This window comes from Arcobacter venerupis, assembly GCF_013201665.1.
GTDB classification, from domain to species: domain Bacteria; phylum Campylobacterota; class Campylobacteria; order Campylobacterales; family Arcobacteraceae; genus Aliarcobacter; species Aliarcobacter venerupis.
Map to the genome: position 1 here is coordinate 1,159,415 of NZ_CP053840.1, position 18,872 is coordinate 1,178,286.

Below are 18,872 nucleotides of genomic sequence, written 5' to 3' on the forward strand. Positions count from 1 at the left end.
GTTTTTATTTCATAATTTCACTTTTTTTAGCTATCTTGTTTACATAAAATAAAAAAGGAATAAAAATGAAAAAAATTACATTATATTTATTGGTTGCCACTTCGACACTATTTGCTTCAAATGGTTTTGAGGGTTGTAAAGAGTTAAAATTAAGTGAATCAAAAAGTATGATCTCTTGTCCTAGTGGAGATTATGAGGTTACTTATGAAACAAAAAGGGAACAAAGGGATTTAGTTGCTGCTCCAACTGTGGTAAAAGTTGGCGAAGCTCCTAAACAAATCATTCAATACATCACAAATAAATAAGCCAAAAAGGCTTGTTTATTTTCTGCTTTTAAATAAAATATTACAATTTGACATATTATAAATAGAAACTTTTTTAATAAAGTATACTTCCTCATTCAATTATAAAAATCCTATAAAATAAAGTTTTTAAATGTTCCTACACCTAGACCTTGATTGTTTTTTTGTTTCTGCTCATAGAACTATCGATGATAGTTTATTTCATATTCCAGTTGCGGTTGGAGGAAGAAGTAATCTTAATATTTTTTCTTCAAAAAAAGAAATTAGAAAAATATCTTCAAACAGTGGAGCATTTGTGAGTTCCATTCTTACAAATGAGGGAATGAAGAGTTTCAAAGAGTATTTTGTAGATGAAAATGGGAAAATAAGAGGAATAATAACAACATCATCTTATGAAGCCAGAGCTTTTGGAGTAAAAACTGCAATGAGTGTAAATGAAGCTTTGACTTTGTGTCCACACTTAAAAATGCTACCGCCAAACTATCCTTTGTATCACGATTTATCAACAAAATTAAAAGAGCTTTTAATAAAAGAGATTCCTTTGGTTGAACAGTATTCAATAGATGAATTTTTTGGAGATGTATCTGGATATATTGAAGAAGATGAGATAGTACAATTTGCTTATTATTTGAAAAAAAAGATATTTGATGAATTAAAATTGCCTATATCAATAGGAATATCAAATACAAAATATCTTTCAAAACTAATAACAGAATACGCAAAACCAGATGGTGTAAAGTATGTAAGTGTTGATAATATTGGGAATTTTATAAAGGATATTCCAATCAAAGAGTTCCCTGGAATTGGAAAAGCATTTCAAGAAAAACTCAAAGGTTATGGAATAAAAACACTAGGTGATATTAAAAAAAATCAAAAGCTTTTTTATTCATGGCAAAAATCAGGAATTGATTTATACAATCGTGTTTGTGGAATACGAGATAATAAATTAACCTTTGAGAGAGAAAAAAAATCAATAGGAATAGGGCGAACCTTTGATGTTATTTTTGATAGAGAGGAACTAAAAAGAAGAGTAATGATTCTTTGTAGATATTTGTGTTTTCTAGTAAAAAAAGCAAATGTGAATCCCCTAACTTACGCCATACAAATAAGATATGAATATAGAAGTAAATCAAAAAACTATATAAATGTAAATAGGATTTTTAATGAAATGGATTTCAAAACTGAAATGGTAAAACTCTTTGAAGAGACAGACAACCATAAAACGCACGGAGTAATACAATTAAATATCACCGTTTTAAATTTCGCTAAAGTAAATGAATACACCTATAATCTTTTTGAATATGAAACAGACCTAAAAAAGAGAGCCTTAACAAATCAGATGCAAAAATTAAGAAGTAAATATGGCATTGATATTGTCAAGAGTGCGTTTGAGATAAAAAAATAAAAGTACTTTTTAATAATAATGTAACTTATTAATAGATAAAATACTTTTTTTTATTATTTTATCTATCAAAGAGAACAATATGTTAACTGAATTAACTAAAAACTTAAATATTTTAAAAGATTTAAGAAGTCAAATAAATCAAGATATAAAGTGTAGAGTAAATCTTTTAAACTATAAAAATAATCAAACATTTGGTGTTAGTGATGGGAATTATAGTGTTTATACTTTAAGTGGTGAAAGTAAAATAAACTCTCCTTATGTATTTGATTTAGTTTTTATAAGTGATGAATTTATATATGTTGAAGATATAGTGGATACGGATGTAAATATCATATTAGAAGATAATATAGATTTAAGCGTAAATAAAAAAATCTTTGGAAAAATATTTGAGGCTAGTGAACATAGTATTGTTGCAAAAAAGTACCTTTATAGTATAAAAGTAGTATCAGTTTTAGCTTATTTAAATATGACAAATAAATATGAAATTTTTCATGATAAAAAAGTAAGCGATGTAATATTAACAATTATAAATAGATATAAAGAACTCTTAAATTTAAATCTTGAAATCAAAATAGATTTATTAAATGAACCAAGAAGAGAATACTTAACTCAATATAATCAAAGTGATTTAGAGTTTATTCAAATACTTTGTGAAGAAGAGGGCTATAGTTTAATAATAGATTACTCATCTAATAATCCATATAATATTGTTCTTTGTGAATTAAACGAACATTCAATAGTAAAAACATACTCTTCAACTTGCAGTTTTAATCAAAAAAAAGAGTTTAAAACAAGCCATTTACTCCAAGATTTTTATGATAAAGATAATCCCTCAACAGAATATAAAAGTTCTTATGGAATGAACATAAATTCAAGTATAAAAGATAATGATAGTACAAAACAATTAAGAACGGATTTGATAAAAGAGAAGTTTAGAGATAAGTTAAATCTATTTAATGAGAGTTATTATAAAGATTTAAATAGATATATAAAAATCGATTCCCAAAGAGAATATGTCCAATCTAATACAATATTTGGTAAATCACAAGAATTAAATATTCAAGATGCCTTGTGTATAAGTTTAGAAGATGAAAAAGCAAATAAAAAAGTTGATTCTATTATCCTAAAAGTGAAATATCAAGGATATTTTCCAAATGCTTTGGATGAATATAAACAAGATAATAATGAAAATAAAAAAATGCAATATGAAGTAGAGTTTGAAGCTATTCCCAAAGATATAAGTTATAAACCTCCAATTAGTATAAAAAAAACAAAAATAAATTCAATATTAACCGCAATTGTTTCAAATACAAATTCTAATACAAAAGATTATGCAAACACAATAGATGTTGATGATAAAGGAAGAGTAAAAGTATTGTTTAGTTTTGAAAGAAACAAAACAACTTCTTGTTATTTACGAGTATCAACCTTTTTTGCAGGAAATAAATATGGAAGTCAATTTTTACCAAGAGTAAATAGTGAAGTAATAGTAAGCTTTGTAAATGGTGATCCAGATTATCCAATAATAATTGGAAACTTACATAATGGTGAAAATAAAAATCCCTATGATTTACCACAGAATAAAACTAAGTCATTTATCAAAACTTATTCGATTCCTCAATATGAGAATAAATTAGGATACAACGAAATACTTTTTGAAGATAAAAAAGCAAATGAAGAACTAAATCTTAGAGCTCAAAAAGATATGAATATTTTAGTGTTAAATGATAAATCAACTCATGTATTAAATAACTCAAAAACAATAATAGATAATAAAAAAGAAGAGATAGTAGAATCAAACTCAAAACAAACAATAAATAAAAACTATACCCAAAGAATAAACCAAAACCAAATAAATACAGTGTCAAAGGAAAAGCTAACAACTGTAAAAGGTAATTATGAAATCACTGTAAAAAAAGATTTAAATACTGTTGTTAAAAATGATATTAAAACAATTGTAGAAAATAATTATAAGTTAAAAGTAAATGGTAAAAAAACAACCTATGTAGAAAATGATGCAAAAGAGAAATATTTAATAAACCTTTTTCTCAAGTAGGTAAAAGTTTTAGACTTGATGTTCAAGAAAATTACCATCTAAAAAGTAATCATATAAAACATAATGCCTCAAATATAGAATTTGTTTCTAATAAAGCAATATCAATAAAATGTGGTGCAAATGTAATAACAGTAGATCAAAGTGGTATTCATCTAAAAGCTGCAAATATAGATACAACTTCTCCTAATGGTGGGGTTAAGGCTAAAGATGTAGGAAAAACAATAATTAATATTATTGATAAAATAAAAACAGATGTAATTATCTCTAAATAAGGAAAAAGAATTGGCATTAAATAATCAAAGAACATATATTCCAAAGTTTTCATATCCATTTGAAGAAAATAGTTATGAAAAATATATGCAAGAGATAAGTAGTCTAGCAAAAGGTAATTATTTGTTTACAGAAAATGGTTTTTGGCATGGAGGAATACACTTTGAGGGAGCAATGTTAAGTAGATTAAAATCTCATAAGGGCATAAAATGTATAGCAGATGGAGAAATCGTAGCATATAGAATAAATGATGAATACATAAATAATACAAGAGGATTGTACTCAAGTGGATTTTTTCTTGTAAGACATTTCCTAGAATATCCTGCAAATAATAGATTGACATTTTTTTCTTTATATATGCATACTGCAAAAAAAGAAGATTACTTTGTTAAAGTAATAGGTGAAAAACGATTTCTAAGAAAAGGCTATGAGAAAAGCTCAATTTCACCAATAATATGAAATGAACTAGAAATTGATACAAATATAATAGTAGATGGGAATTGGAAAAAGAATAGAGCAAAAGTATTGTATGTGAAAAATCAAGAAATAGACTTGTCTCAAAATTTAACAATTCATAACTCAAATGTAAATAAAGAAGAAGAAATCAGATATTTTGAAAATATAGGTGAAATACTAAAAAGAGAAAAAATAAATGAGATAGATATTCTAGAAATACCAATAGAGATAAAAGCAGGGGAAATAATAGGCTTAATAGGTGAATATAATATAAATAATGAAGAAAATGAAAAATGCTTGCACTTAGAAGTAATAGCAGATGATAATCTAAAAAGATACGTAGAGAATATAACAGAAGAAGAGAATGTGCCACAAAACTTAAAATGGGCGAGAATAATAGATGTAGAATCAAAAGATAAAATATCAATATTTGAAAATCTAGAAGTAATGTATGATAATAATATAAAAGAAGATATCCAAATAAATGATATGTATAAAGAGTTGTTTGATTTGGTGGATAAAGATAATAATGGAAAATTAGAACCTTATGAGATAAAACAAGCAGTAATAAATAAAGATATAAAAGAAGTAAGCTCAAAATATATAGTAAAACATTCAAGTGAATGGGATGAGAAAATAAATATGGTCGATGAGATACAGAAGATAATAAAAAAGATAGATAATAATAGATTTGAGAATAAAGAAGAGTATATCAAAATATTAGAAATAGAGAAAAAAAGGATAAAAAATCTAAGTTTGTTTGAAAAGTGTAAAGAAATAGAAGGATTTCCCCAAAGTGATGAAGTATTTCATATAAATGCAATTGGTTTGGTAAAAGCATTTAAAAAGTGTAAAATAACTAAAGAGATGTTAATTGCGATGGGATGTATACAAGCAAGTAATGATCAAGCTTTACTTGATGCATTAAATAAATATTGTGAACAATATGAGATAAACACTTGCCTAAGAGTTGCGCACTTTTTAGCTCAAGCTGCACATGAAAGTGGTGGGTTTACAAAATTTGAAGAGGGAATATATTATCAAAAAATTGCAGCAAGAGACCAAAGTGAATATAGAGTATACGAAAAAGAATTAGAAAAACTATATCCTAAAGATGAGGATGCCAATAGAAATAATATTTATTTTCCAAATAATCAAAAATATGCAGTGCAACCTGAGCTCTTCAATTTAGTTTATGCTAATGAAAATGGTAATGGAGATGTAAATTCAGGAGATGGATATACATTTAGAGGTAGAGGAGTTATTCAAATAACAGGAAGAGATAATTACAAAAACTACACCTTAATGCATAATAGTAAAAATCCAAATGATATAAAAGATTTTGAGAATGATGAAACACATAGAGATGAGATAAAAACAAATATGGAATATGCAGTTGAATCAGCTTGCTGGTATTGGACAACGCAAGGGAAAACAAGAGAGTATAGAAATATTAATACTCTTGCAGATTTAGGAACTACACAAGATGTACTTTATGCAGTAAGTTTAAGTATAAATGGATGGTATATTAAAACATCTTCTGAATATTTAGAACTATCTCAGAATCAGAAAAATATTTATAATTATTTGAATTCAACCTTTAATATATGGATGAGAGAATCAGAAGGACATTCTGATAGAACAATAAAATTTAATACAATAAAAAATTACTTAGGATTATAAAATGAAAAAAATATTTATAATATTATCTTTAATTACAAAAATTATCATAAATGCAAATGAATTAAATATTTCTCTATTAATTGATAATTCATATCTTAAAACAGAAAAAAAGTTATTGCCAAGTTATACAACAAAAGATTTAGAAATAAGTTTTGAAAAGAATAATTTATGGATTAATACTGATGGTGAAGAAGATATTAAAGGTAGAATTCTCCTCAATACTCAATCATTATCAACATTTATAACTATCAATAAAAAAAAAGAATTATTATTCAAGCAAAATGAATTTAATCCTTATGGGCAAAAAGTAATTACTTTAACTTGTAATATAGAGAGAAAAGTTTTAGTATTTGTTCAAACTCAATTTGGTAGTAATAGTAGTGTTAATCCATGGTTTATTCACTTTGAACCTTATGTTTATGAGATAGATAATGGAATAGTTACTAAAAATTTAGAAATAGTAAATAAATATTTTTATGGTAATGAATATTTTCAAAGAGACATTGTTGATGACCCAGATAGTAATCAATTTTCTTATCCTTACTTCAATGAAGAGAAAATCCTAAATAGACTCTATGAAACTGGGACTTGTGATAAAGAGCTAACACAAAAAGCAAATATAGAAGTATTAGTAGGAGATAAATGGATAGCACAAGAACAGAGTTGGAATATAAAAAAAGAAGAAATATCAAATACAATACAATTAAATTTAAATGAAGTTCTAAAAAATCTAAAAGAAAAAAAAGAAACTAATCTTCCAATAGAAAATCTAAATGAAATTTTAAAAAATGAAGAACTAAATCAAAAAACAGTACAAAAATATAACGATATAGCCTACTACCTACAACAAAAAAACGTAAATAATGAAGCAATTTTCCTTTTAGAAAAAATCATAGAAAAATTCCCAAATAGAATAGTTGCATACCTAAATCTTGCAGATGCTTATGATGGATTAGGGAATAAAGAAAAAGCAAAAAAAAACTATGGGAAATATATAAATCTTATGAAACAAGATAATAAAGAAGTGAAAATTCCAAAAAGAGTTTTAGAATATAAATGATTCTAAAACTTGAATATTTAACTTATTTATCAGTAATACTTACTTTAAGACTAATTAATTTTTAATTTTTTTGATATATCTATATATTGAAGGTTCAGACATTTGTAGTTTATTTGCAACTTCTTGAACAGAACCTCTTATATTAAAGATACCACAATCATTTAAAGCAGCAATTACATCAGTTTTTTCTTCTGTTGTCATTCTACTTGGCACTATATCAAATTCATTTATGATGGCATCAATTTTATTAAGTGTTAATTCTTGGGGGTCAGAATTTAGGTTTTCTTTTATATTGTTAATTGATAAAATCTTATCATCAACGTAATTTGGAAGAAGAGAAGTTAAAAATGATAATGATTTTTTAACTTCATGATAATCTGAGTTTAAACATAAAGCTCCAACTATTTTATTTGAATTATCTCTAATAAAGTATGTTGAAGAGTATAAAAGTCTACCTTCTATCGTTTTTGAATTATATTTAGCTATAAACTGCTTGTTTCCTTTAGATTCCGTTGCCATAAATTCTAAAACTAAGTCAGTAATTGGATCTCCAATTTTTCTATTGCTTATATGACCATTTATTATGTAAACAATAGATTTTTTATAGTCTGTTAGGTCGTGTATTAAAATTTCTGTGTTACTTCCTAATACTTCACCTAAAAAGTCAGCAATAGAAATAAATTTGTTAATATATTGATTCAAAAAATATCCTTAATATCTTAATTATTTTTATTATAAGGAAATAAGATTAAATTGTCAACTACTAATAATAAATTTTTATTGTAATAATAATTTATTAATTTGTGATAAAAACTATTTACATTGATAAATTTTTATTATATACTACTTTTAGTGAAAGAAAATTATCATAAAAGGATTAAAATGAAAGCTATTAACTCAATTAAAGCACCAAGTGCAATTGGACCATATTCACAAGCTGTAGATAAAGATGGATTCATATTTGTATCTGGGCAATTACCAATTGATGAAACTACAGGTGCATTTGCAGGGGAAGATATAGCTTCTCAAGCAAAACAATCTTTACAAAATATTAAATATATTTTAGAAGAGGCTGGTTTAGGAATGAAAGATATTTCAAAAACTACTATTTTATTAAAAAATATTGAAGATTTTACAGTAGTAAATGAAATTTATGGACAATTCTTTACAGCACCATATCCAGCACGAGCGACATATGAAGTATCAAGATTACCAAAAGATGCGTTGATTGAAATCGAAGCAATTGCAAAAAGATAAAAAGTTATTATAAATATTAATGGAGAAATGAAATGAAAAAAGACGTTATTGTTGTTGGTGCTGGATGTATTGGACTTATGTCAGCATATTGTTTACAAAAAAGTGGAAGATCTGTAACTGTAATTGATAAAAATGATATTACAAATGGTACATCGTTTGGTAATGCAGGATTATTATCTGCTTTTAAAAAAGCTCCTTTAAGTGCACCAGGAGCAATTCCTGATACTATAAAACTAATGTTAAAAGGTGAATCACCTGCAAGTGTTCATCCTACATTAGATTTACATTTATACAAATGGCTTTTAAAATTTGCAGCAAGTTCAAATCAAGATAGATTAAAAAGAACATTAGCTTTATTTGAAAGATATGGACAAATAAGTTTAGATATGTATGAATCAATGGTGAAAGAAGATGGAATGGATTTTCATTTTTGTAAAGATGGTCTTTTAATGATTTATACAGAGCAAAAAACTTTTGATGCAAAAGCTGCTCATTGTGAAGATCCTCAGGCTTATGAAATTCTTTCAAAAGAGCGAACAAAAGAGTATATGCCAATACTGAATGATAAGGTTATTGGTTCTATTTTATTAAAAGAAAATGGACATATTGATTCTGGCGAATTTATGTTGGAATTAAAAAAATATTTACAAGAAAAAGGTGTTGAATTTCTTTTAAATGAAGAAGTAAATAAATTAGAATTCCAAGGTTCAAAAGTTAGTAAAATTCATACTTCAAAAGGTTCATACGAAGCTGAAACATTTGTTTTATCAACTGGTGCTGATGATACTTTAGCAAAACAAGCAAAAAACAAATTCATGATGACACCTGCAAAAGGTTACAGTATCACATTTAAAATGGATGATGCTTTAAAACCAAAAACTTCATCTTTATTTGCTGATTTATTCATTGCAATGACTCCAAGAAGAAATACAGTTCGAATGACTTCAAAACTAGAACTTGGTACTACAAATCCTGATGTAGTAAGAAAACAAATTGATAGCATTCATAAGAATTTAGGTATGTATACAAATGCTTTTGAAATGAGAGAACAAATTGAATGGACAGGTTTTAGACCACTTACTCCAAATGATATTCCAATTCTTGGATTTGATGAAAACTATAACAATTTAGTTCATGCAACTGGACTTGGATGGCTCGGAATCACATTTGCTCCTGCAATTGGGAAAATAATAAGTGATGTAATTACAATAGATAAGAGAAATGAAACAAATGTAGATGTACTATTATTTTCTGCTTTTTTTCAAGGATAGTATTAAATGAAGAGAGATCTCTTCATTTGATGTTTGATTATTATATTAATCATCGGATTTATATTGTAATTAAACGCTTGTTTAGTTAGCTATGTAATAAACTTTAAATAGTTTATTTTATTTTAATATCTAAGGAGAGAAAAGATATGGAAACAATTAACAATGTAATCAGTTCACTATCATCATTTGTATGGGGACCGCCCATGCTCGTTTTATTAGTGGGAACAGGTATATTTTTGACTATAAGATTAAGAGCATTACAAGTACGAGCTTTATTTCATGCAATAAAAATTCTTTTTAAAAAAGATGAAGATGCAAAAGGTGATATTTCACAATTTTCAGCATTGATGCTGTCACTTGGAGCAACTGTAGGAATTGGAAATATTGTAGGTGTTGCAACTGCAATTGCACTTGGAGGTCCTGGTGCAATATTTTGGATGTGGATTACAGGAATAGTTGGAATGGCAACAAAATATTCTGAAGCAATTTTAGCTGTGAAATATAGAGAAGAGGGAATTAATGGATACAAAGGTGGTGCAATGTATTACATTAGTAAAGGATTGGACATGCCAAAACTTGGTATGGCATTTGCAATTTTTACAATCATAGCATCTTTTGGAACAGGAAACATGACACAAGCAAATGCTGTTTCTAGCGTACTATTAGATCAAGCTCATATTCCTACTTGGATTACAGGATTTATTTTAGTTGTGCTTACAGGTGCAGTTATCCTTGGTGGTATTAAATCTATGGGTAAATTCACTTCATACTTTTCACCAGTAATGGTTTTATTATATATTTGTACAGCTTTTTTTATTATCTTTACTAATTTTGATAGAGTGCCTACTGCCTTTGGATTAATTTTTAGTCATGCCTTTGCACCTTTTGCAGCAGCTGGTGGTTTTGCAGGAGCAGCAGTTGCAGCTGCAATTAGAATGGGTGTTTCAAGAGGACTATTTTCTAATGAAGCTGGTTTAGGTTCAAGTGCAATAGTTGCAGCAGCAGCACAAACAAGTTGTCCAGTAAAACAAGCGTTAGTTTCAATGTTACAAACACTTATTGATACATTAATTATCTGTACAATGACAGCAACTATTATTTTAATGGCACCTGTTTGGTTAGAGGGTGGAAGTGCTGGATTATTAACATTAAAAAGTTTTGAATTTTTCTTAGGTGATACAGGAATAATTATTGTGTTTATAACAACAGTATTTTTTGCATATTCAACATTACTTGGATGGTCATACTTTGGTGAAAAAGGATTTGAATATGCCTTTGGTGAGAAATCAGTAAAAATATATAGAGTAATGTTTTTAGTATTTGTTATGGTAGGTTCAGTAACAGAGTTAAAAATGGTATGGAACTTCTCTGATTTGGCAAATGGTTTAATGGCAATTCCAAACTTAATAGCATTATTATTGTTATCTAAAGTAATTGTTGAAGAAACAAATAAATATTTTCATGACCCTTTAGCTAAAATTTAATAAATCATAGGAAGTAACTCTTCCTTCTGATTTATCATATTTTTATAAAAGTAATAAAAAGTTGTAGTGTTCTTTTTATTACTTCTATAAGAATAATAATTTATTATCTGATAATAGGAGAAATACAAGTGAAATTATCAAGACCAGTATGGGCTGAAATAAATTTAGATAATTTAGCTCACAATATGAGAGAAGTAAGAAGAGTTACAAATAAAAACTCAAAAATTACAGCAGTTATCAAAGCTGATGGTTATGGTCATGGTGCTGTTGCTATTGCTGAAACATTACTTGAAAATGGTGCAGATAGATTTGCAGTTGCTACTTTATCAGAAGCAATACAATTGAAAACTTCTTTTCCAAATATTGAAACTATGATATTAGGATATACACCTGAAAATCTTGCCAAAGAAGTTATTGAACATAATATTATTCAAACAATTTATACAATAGAGCAAGCAAAAGAATTTTCAAATACAGCACTTTTTTTAAATAAAAAAATAGTTGTACATATTAAATTAGATAGTGGAATGAATCGTTTAGGTATGGTTTTTAGTGAAGAAACAATAGATGAAATACTTGAAATGAGTAAGCTTGATGGTTTAGTTATTGAAGGTATTTTTACACACTTTTCAACAGCTGATGAACTTGATAAAGAATACACAAAACAACAAGTAAAAAAATATCAATATATTGTAAATAGTTTAGAACAAAGAGGTCTATATATTCCAATAAAACATGTGTCAAATAGTGCAGGAATTATAGATTTGCCTGAATTTAACTTTGATATGGTTAGAGCTGGTATCATGTTATATGGTTTATATCCCTCAAAAGAGGTAAATCACGAAACTGTTAAATTAAAAGAAGTTATGTGTTTAAAAGCAAAAATATCTCAAGTAAAAAAACTTGCTGCTGGTAGTGGAGTTAGTTATGGTTTAAAATACAAATGTGATAAAGATTCATTAGTTGCTACTCTTCCTATAGGTTATGCAGATGGATATACAAGAATGTTATCAGGTAAAGGAAAAGTTTTAGTTAATGGTTCAATAGTTTCTGTAATTGGAAATATATGTATGGATCAATGTATTATTGATGTAACAGGTCTTGATGTTAAAATGGGAGATGAAGTAGTTTTATTTGGAGGAAATGATTCAAATGGAATTTCAATAGATAGTATTGCAGATTTATTAAATACAATTAATTATGAAATTGTTTGTATGATAGATAAACGAGTTCCTAGGTTATATATAAAAGATGGTAAAGAAATTTATTTTAAAGATTATGTGTTAATGATAAGTGATAAAAAAAGCTAATCTATTTTAGATTAGCTTTTTTGAGTGAATAAAAACTATTCTGCAAGTAAGTTTCTGTAAAACTCTCTATATTTTGTATCTTTTTCATCCCTAGCTTTCATTGCAGCTCTTGGGTGTTCATTTAGTTGTCCAGTTAACATATATGGAATACTATATCCCCAATCTAACTCTTTTTCAAGTGGAACGATAAACTCTTCAATAAATTTTAATACAGGCATTAATTTATATTTTGGATTTTTTAAGAAACCAATTAATAATTCAAGTGGGCAGTTTCCAGCACCTCTTCCTAATCCTGAAATTGTAACATCAAGAAAACTAGCTCCATAAATCATTGATTCTAAAGTATTAGCATAAGCTAATTGAATATTATTATGAGCATGAATTCCTATTTGTTTTCCTGAATCAACAGCCACTTTTAAATATTTTTCTGTTAATTTTTTGATTTGTTCTGGATAAAAAGAACCATAACTATCAGCAATATAAATAACATCAACAGGTGTTTTAGCAAGTTGTGCTAATACTTCATCTAGTTCATCATCAAATGATTTTGAAATAGCCATAATATTTACAGTTGTTTCATAACCTTTTGCATGGGCATCTTCAATTAGCTCAATTGCAGCTGGAAGTTGATGAATATATGTTGCAATTCTAATCATATCAACAACACTTTCAGATTTTGGTCTTAACTCTTCTTTTAAACTTCTTCCAATATCAGACATTACTGCAATTTTCATGTTAGTATTATTGTCACCAACAATTCTTCTAATATCTTCTTCTTTACAGAAATTCCAAGGACCATACTCATTTTCACTCATAATTGTTGTAGATACATTTTTACCAATTTCCATATAATCAACACCAGCAGCTAAACAAGCATCATAATGTGCTTTTACAAAAGCATCACTAAAATGGTAGTTATTCACTAATCCACCATCTCTGATTGTACAATCGAAAACTTTTATATCTTCTCTAACTGTTAGTATTGAACCTTTTTTTTCAATCATTATTGTTCCTTGTTCTTTTCTTAATAATTACGCATATAATATCTAAAAGGCTATCAAATATATCTTTAATAAGATTTCATGCCTAAAACTTCATCTATTTTATTGTAAGAATAAAAAGCAAAATTCTTATTTTTTGCTTTTATTGTATAAACAGCCATTCTATCAGCTAGTTCATTTCCCTCAACTCCTGCATGACCTTTTACATGATTTATTTCTATTTTTGCTTTTAGTTTTTCATATAATTGATGAGCCTCTTTTATTAGTTCAAGATTTTTAATCTCTCCACCTTTTTTGCTCCAGCCATTTTTTTTCCAACCATATGCCCAAACTGTAATACAATCAATTGCATACTTTGAATCTGAAAAAATAGAGATAATATTATCACTACTTGTTTGTTTTGCAATTAATAAAGCTTGATGTAAAGCATTTAATTCTGCAATATTATTTGTTCCCTCTTCTTCGTAAGCTCCATAAAGTAAAACAGGATTTTTTTTGTTTGAATAAATAGCTAATCCACTTCCAGCATTTCCTGGATTTCCAGAACATGCTCCATCACAATAAATTCTAATATACTCATCATCTTCATTTATTTCAACTTTTTTTTCACTTATTTGCTCTTTTGGAAGTTCATAAACTGATTTTACTTTTATATTATTAAACTCTAAAACCATGTGATAATTTTTTATTATTTGCTCTTGTGCTTTTAGTGCTAAATCACCTTTTAAAAGCATAAGTAAATTCATATCATTTTTTGAAACTTCTTTATCAAAAGCCTGATTTTTCCAGTTCTCAACAGGGGGATAATCTAAACCTAGAATTTTAAATTGTTCTTTATTTAGTATATCTTTATGTGAAATTAATTGGATAAAACTATTGTCTATTTTCATATTTTATTTTCTTTATATTTTTTAATTTGAAAAGAATTGTACTTAAATATACTATAACCCTTGCTTTTATTTTTTTATTCTGTTAGACTGTAGGCACTAAAGATGAATCGAGTTTCATCTGTTATTTGCCTTTTATTGATTACCCACAGCGTTAATATTACTCATCTAGACAACAAGCTCATAATTTATCTTTTTAATTACTTCATTAAATTGAAGAAAAAAAAGGAAATCATATGTCAATTACACATATAAAAACAAACAAAAAAATCGAAGTTTTATTAAGACTTTTAAAAAATAATGAAAGTTTAGAGGACGCAAGTTCAAAAGCTGGATTAAACATAGAAAAAACAAAATTAATTCTTAGTGAAAGAAAATAATATAATTATTCCGTATAACTCCCTAAAATCCTTTATTTGATATAAATCAAATTAATATAATAACAATTATGTTACTATATTAGAAAAATTCAAGGAAAAGTAATGCTCAATAAATTATCTATAAAACAAAAGTTGATTTTAATTATGATGATTCCTTTGACTGTAGTTATATTATTAGCAGCAAAGCTCGCTTTCGATTCATATTACACATCAAAGAACTTAAAAAGTTTAGATGCTGTAGTAAATCTTTCAACAAAAATTGGTGCATTAGTTCATGAAACTCAAAAAGAGCGAGGTATGACAGCAGGATTTTTAGGAAGTAAAGGTGAAAAGTTTAAATCAGAATTACCTACACAAAGAATAAGTGTAGATGAAAAAATTAAAGATTTAAATCTATTTTTAAACAAATTTAATAAAGATGCTTATAGTTCAGAGTTTAGTGAAAATCTAAATAATGGATTAAAGCAACTTTCAAACTTATCAAACATTCGAACAAATGTATCTTCTCTTTCAATTGAAACTCCTGTAGCCATTGAATATTACACAAAAGCAAACACCTTATTATTAAATGTTATTGGAACAATCACAAAACTATCAACTAATGCAAAAGTATCTCAAGAATTAGTATCTTATATGAACTTCTTATTGTCAAAAGAAAGAGCAGGAATTGAGCGTGCAATTGGTACAAATACTTTTTCAAGAAATAATTTTGCTGCTGGTATGAAATCAAAATTTTATACATTAATTGCTGAGCAAAATGCATATTTAGATTCTTTCTTAAAAGTGAGTGATCTAAGTGTAGTTCAGTTTTATAATGACACTATGAAAAGTGAATCAATTGCTGAAGTTGAAAGAATGAGAAAAATAGCACTTTATAGTGATCTTGATTCAAACTTTGCAATTGAACCTCAATATTGGTTTAAAACAATCACAGAGAAAATTGACTTATTGAAAAAAGTAGAAAATTTTATTGCAAATGATTTAATTACTACTATTGATGATGAGATGAATAGTTCACAAAATAATATGATTGTTTTTGGATTTTTAAGTGTATTTGGTATTGCTTTAACTATGATATTAGCAAGAACAATTGCTTTTACTATTTTAATAGATGTTGATTCTGTTAAGAGAGGTGTTGAAAATTTCTTTGCATTTATTAATTTTGAAAAAGATGATATTGAGTTAATTAAAGTTGATTCAGAAGATGAATTAGGAAAAATGTCGAAAATAATTAACAAAAATATTGAAAATACTAAAATAAATATTCAAAAAGATAGAGAATTAATTGCAGATGCTATTAGAGTAACTAATGCAATTAATAAAGGTCATTTAGATAAAAAAATTGAAGTTGGCTCAAACAATCCTTCTTTAAATGAACTAAAAAATATCATTAATGAAATGCTAGGAACTTTAAATAGTAATATTTCAAATATATTAAGAGTGTTAACTTCATATTCAAAACTTGATTTTAGACCAAAATTAGCAGAAAATAATCTTGAAGGCATCCTAAAAGAACTTGAAAAAGATGTAAATATTTTAGGTGATGTTATTACTCAAACTTTATTAGAAAATAAAAGAATAGGAATTACTTTAAGTGCTAATGCAAATCACTTAAGCAAAAATATGCAAGGAATTGCAAAAGCTGCAAATTCACAAGCAGCTTCTTTAGAAGAGACAGCTGCTTCTTTAGAAGAGATAACTTCAAATATTAAAAATAATACTCAAACTGCTATAAATATGGCTAATTATGGAATTAAAGTAAAAGAATCAATCTCTTTAGGACAAGCTTTAGCTAATAAAACAGTTCTTTCAATGGAAGATATTAATGCACAAACAAGTGCAATAAATGAAGCAATAACTGTTATTGACCAAATTGCATTTCAAACAAATATTCTCTCATTAAATGCAGCCGTAGAAGCAGCAACAGCAGGAGAAGCTGGAAAAGGTTTTGCTGTAGTTGCAGGAGAAGTAAGAACCCTTGCAAGTAGAAGTGCAGAAGCAGCTAAACAAATTAAAGAGTTAGTTTCAAATGCACAGGTAAAAACTCAAGAGGGTAAAAATATTGCTTCTAATATGATAGAGGGATATTCTGATTTAAATAAAAATATATCTACAACTTTAGAGTTAATTGAAAATGTTACAACAGCTAGTAAAGAGCAATCAATTGGTATGGTTCAGATAAATGATGCTGTTAATAATTTAGATCAAATTACTCAACAAAATGCACAAAATGCTTCTGAAGCTAATGAAATATCTAAAGAAACTTTAGATATTTCAAATACAATTATTGCTCAAGCAGATGCAAAAGAGTTTAACGGCAAAAATTCATTTTAATATAAAAGTAAAAGAGCTTTTGCTCTTTTACTCTTCTTTATGTCGTCTTCCATTAAAAGTTAAAACAGTATCAAGTCTTATTTTCTCTTTTTTATTCATAATTAAATATTCTATTCCATCAATTACACTCATAGTTTCAATTAACCCTTTTATAGTTTTTTTTTCATTATTTTCTAAATAAACAACAGTTGAGGGAATTTTTCTTTGCATTGCCACATTTAATTGGTCAAAAAATTCACATGAAATTGGAGTGTACATATAAAAAGCCTTATTTTCAATTTGAACGCAATTTTAGTATTTATTAAATTAATAAATGGTTTCTTATTTTAAAATGATATACTTAAGACACTCACATATAAAGGAGTTATTATGATAAACAGAAAAATAGTTGGAACTAGAATGAGTAAAATTGTTGAGCATAATGGTGTTATATATTTTGCTGGTATTGTCCCAAATGACAAAACACTTGATGTTAAAGGACAAACAAAAGAAGTATTAAATATTGCACAAGAGCTTTTTGAACAAGCCAATACAGATAAAGAAAATATTTTAAGAGCCGAAATTTATTTAAAAGATATAGATAGGGATTTTGCAGATTTTAATGAAATTTGGGATGAATGGGTTTCAAAAGAGAATCCACCTGCACGAATTTGCGTACAAGCTAGTATGTCAACTCCTCAAACTTTAGTTGAAATCATGTTTACATCTGTGAAAAAGTAAAACATTTTGTTTTACTTTTTTATGGAATATAACTCTTTTTTGATTTAATAAAAGAGGTTGTATAGAAAATTTCTTTTAAAAATAAAATTAAAGAAGTAATCAAACAAAGCATCGCTGAAATAAAAAGTATAACAATAAAAAAAGAGTCTTTAAACTCAAATATTGCACTTAAAAACATAGTAACAATTACTAAGGCAATTAATAAACCAGTACTTGTACAAAAAAGTATAGCAAGATTTGTATTTCTCATTCTCATGGTTAGAAATTCTCTTCTTTGCTCAATCTTTTTAATTATTTTACTATTTTTATCAAGGTGTTGATTTTCATCTTCATATTTATCTAATTTATCAACTTTATCTATAATTCTTGAAAGTCTTCCTGCAAAAACATTTAATAATCCAGCTACACCTGCTAGTAAAAATACAGGAGCAACCGAGAGTTGAATTAGTTGTGAAACGCTATTTACAGTACTTGTTTCTATCATTGTTAACATTATATTTCTTCTTTATTTTATATTACATTTTCCAAATTTGCATCTGAAAAATTTGATAATCATATAGATGAAAAATAAAAGAATAGCTATTTCAAATATTTTATTTAATATTTCCAAAATAATCTCTATTTTATCTCATCAATTATTTCTAATAACTGCTCTTGAACTTCTTGTGCAATTTCGATTAAATCAGGATTTATATCATCTACTAATTGAACTAAAGAGTTCATAGCTATTATTGTTTCACCATCTTGTGTGTAAACAGAAATTTTACAAGGCATGACAATAGAAAGTGACATATCTTCACTTAAAAATTTTTCAGCAATTATAGGATTACAAATATCAACAATTTGACACTCATTTTCTAATTCAATGCCTTTTGATTTTAAAGTTTCAGTTATATTATGAATATGTTGAATCCCAAATTTATATTTTGGTGATATTTCTTTTAATGAATCAATAACTTCTTGAACACTTTTTGTAGTCATTTCCATATATTGCAT

The 18,872-nt window shown here is 26.7% G+C and carries 19 protein-coding genes; 13 read left to right on the plus strand and 6 right to left on the minus strand.

Annotation, left to right across the window (positions count from 1 at the left end):
- The first annotated feature begins 65 nt into the window (after nt 1-65).
- From AVENP_RS05765 to AVENP_RS05790, 6 genes are all read left to right on the plus strand, one after another.
- Nucleotides 66-305, plus strand: a complete 240-nt coding sequence (locus AVENP_RS05765) for a hypothetical protein (protein WP_128358847.1) — start codon at nt 66-68, stop codon at nt 303-305.
- 130 nt (nt 306-435) lie between these two features.
- Nucleotides 436-1,707: a Y-family DNA polymerase gene (locus AVENP_RS05770; protein ID WP_128358846.1), complete on the plus strand. Its 1,272-nt coding sequence runs from the start codon at nt 436-438 to the stop codon at nt 1,705-1,707.
- A gap of 79 nt (nt 1,708-1,786) precedes the next feature.
- Nucleotides 1,787-3,763, plus strand: a complete 1,977-nt coding sequence (locus tag AVENP_RS05775) for a type VI secretion system Vgr family protein (RefSeq protein ID WP_228201871.1) — start codon at nt 1,787-1,789, stop codon at nt 3,761-3,763.
- A gap of 282 nt (nt 3,764-4,045) precedes the next feature.
- Nucleotides 4,046-4,492, plus strand: coding sequence for a hypothetical protein (locus AVENP_RS05780; protein WP_128358845.1), 447 nt, complete (start codon nt 4,046-4,048; stop codon nt 4,490-4,492).
- 72 nt (nt 4,493-4,564) lie between these two features.
- Nucleotides 4,565-6,172 (plus strand): hypothetical protein, encoded by a 1,608-nt coding sequence (locus tag AVENP_RS05785; RefSeq protein WP_128358844.1) that lies wholly within the window; start codon nt 4,565-4,567, stop codon nt 6,170-6,172.
- A 1-nt stretch (nt 6,173) separates the two neighbouring features.
- Nucleotides 6,174-7,232 (plus strand): tetratricopeptide repeat protein, encoded by a 1,059-nt coding sequence (locus tag AVENP_RS05790; RefSeq protein ID WP_128358843.1) that lies wholly within the window; start codon nt 6,174-6,176, stop codon nt 7,230-7,232.
- A gap of 54 nt (nt 7,233-7,286) precedes the next feature.
- Here AVENP_RS05790 and AVENP_RS05795 read toward each other — a convergent pair whose 3' ends face one another.
- Nucleotides 7,287-7,934, minus strand: coding sequence for a helix-turn-helix transcriptional regulator (locus AVENP_RS05795; protein ID WP_128358842.1), 648 nt, complete (start codon nt 7,932-7,934; stop codon nt 7,287-7,289).
- A gap of 180 nt (nt 7,935-8,114) precedes the next feature.
- On the opposite strand from AVENP_RS05795, the gene AVENP_RS05800 reads away from it, so the two are divergent.
- From AVENP_RS05800 to alr, 4 genes are all read left to right on the plus strand, one after another.
- Nucleotides 8,115-8,489 carry a RidA family protein gene (locus AVENP_RS05800; RefSeq protein ID WP_128358841.1) on the plus strand — a complete coding sequence of 125 codons (375 nt, stop codon included), beginning with the start codon at nt 8,115-8,117 and terminating at the stop codon, nt 8,487-8,489.
- A gap of 32 nt (nt 8,490-8,521) precedes the next feature.
- Nucleotides 8,522-9,760, plus strand: a complete 1,239-nt coding sequence (locus AVENP_RS05805) for an NAD(P)/FAD-dependent oxidoreductase (RefSeq protein ID WP_128358840.1) — start codon at nt 8,522-8,524, stop codon at nt 9,758-9,760.
- 146 nt (nt 9,761-9,906) lie between these two features.
- A complete protein-coding gene (locus AVENP_RS05810; RefSeq protein ID WP_128358839.1) occupies nt 9,907-11,244 on the plus strand; it encodes an alanine/glycine:cation symporter family protein in 1,338 nt (445 codons plus the stop codon).
- Between the two features lie 128 nt (nt 11,245-11,372).
- Nucleotides 11,373-12,554 carry an alanine racemase gene (gene alr, locus AVENP_RS05815; RefSeq protein WP_128358838.1) on the plus strand — a complete coding sequence of 394 codons (1,182 nt, stop codon included), beginning with the start codon at nt 11,373-11,375 and terminating at the stop codon, nt 12,552-12,554.
- 35 nt (nt 12,555-12,589) lie between these two features.
- Here the strand turns inward: alr and AVENP_RS05820 are convergent, their stop codons facing one another.
- Both AVENP_RS05820 and AVENP_RS05825 read right to left on the minus strand, forming a co-directional pair.
- The gene (locus AVENP_RS05820; protein WP_128358837.1) at nt 12,590-13,558 is read right to left on the minus strand and encodes an aldolase catalytic domain-containing protein; all 969 of its coding nucleotides are present in this window, start codon (nt 13,556-13,558) and stop codon (nt 12,590-12,592) included.
- Between the two features lie 65 nt (nt 13,559-13,623).
- Entirely contained in the window at nt 13,624-14,445 is an 822-nt protein-coding gene (locus AVENP_RS05825; protein WP_128358836.1) for a ribonuclease H family protein, read from the minus strand.
- Between the two features lie 233 nt (nt 14,446-14,678).
- Between AVENP_RS05825 and AVENP_RS05830 the strand changes: the two genes are divergently transcribed.
- Together AVENP_RS05830 and AVENP_RS05835 are read left to right on the plus strand one after the other, a co-directional pair.
- Nucleotides 14,679-14,822: a hypothetical protein gene (locus tag AVENP_RS05830; protein ID WP_172664226.1), complete on the plus strand. Its 144-nt coding sequence runs from the start codon at nt 14,679-14,681 to the stop codon at nt 14,820-14,822.
- A gap of 102 nt (nt 14,823-14,924) precedes the next feature.
- A complete protein-coding gene (locus AVENP_RS05835; protein ID WP_128358835.1) occupies nt 14,925-17,156 on the plus strand; it encodes a methyl-accepting chemotaxis protein in 2,232 nt (743 codons plus the stop codon).
- Between the two features lie 27 nt (nt 17,157-17,183).
- Here the strand turns inward: AVENP_RS05835 and AVENP_RS05840 are convergent, their stop codons facing one another.
- Nucleotides 17,184-17,414 carry a transcriptional antiterminator Rof gene (locus tag AVENP_RS05840; RefSeq protein WP_128358834.1) on the minus strand — a complete coding sequence of 77 codons (231 nt, stop codon included), beginning with the start codon at nt 17,412-17,414 and terminating at the stop codon, nt 17,184-17,186.
- A 111-nt stretch (nt 17,415-17,525) separates the two neighbouring features.
- Between AVENP_RS05840 and AVENP_RS05845 the strand changes: the two genes are divergently transcribed.
- Nucleotides 17,526-17,876 (plus strand): RidA family protein, encoded by a 351-nt coding sequence (locus tag AVENP_RS05845; RefSeq protein WP_128358833.1) that lies wholly within the window; start codon nt 17,526-17,528, stop codon nt 17,874-17,876.
- Between the two features lie 19 nt (nt 17,877-17,895).
- Here AVENP_RS05845 and AVENP_RS05850 read toward each other — a convergent pair whose 3' ends face one another.
- Together AVENP_RS05850 and AVENP_RS05855 are read right to left on the minus strand one after the other, a co-directional pair.
- Nucleotides 17,896-18,369, minus strand: a complete 474-nt coding sequence (locus AVENP_RS05850) for a DUF2721 domain-containing protein (protein ID WP_128358832.1) — start codon at nt 18,367-18,369, stop codon at nt 17,896-17,898.
- A 125-nt stretch (nt 18,370-18,494) separates the two neighbouring features.
- Nucleotides 18,495-18,872, minus strand: a complete 378-nt coding sequence (locus AVENP_RS05855; RefSeq protein WP_128358831.1) for a DUF302 domain-containing protein — start codon at nt 18,870-18,872, stop codon at nt 18,495-18,497.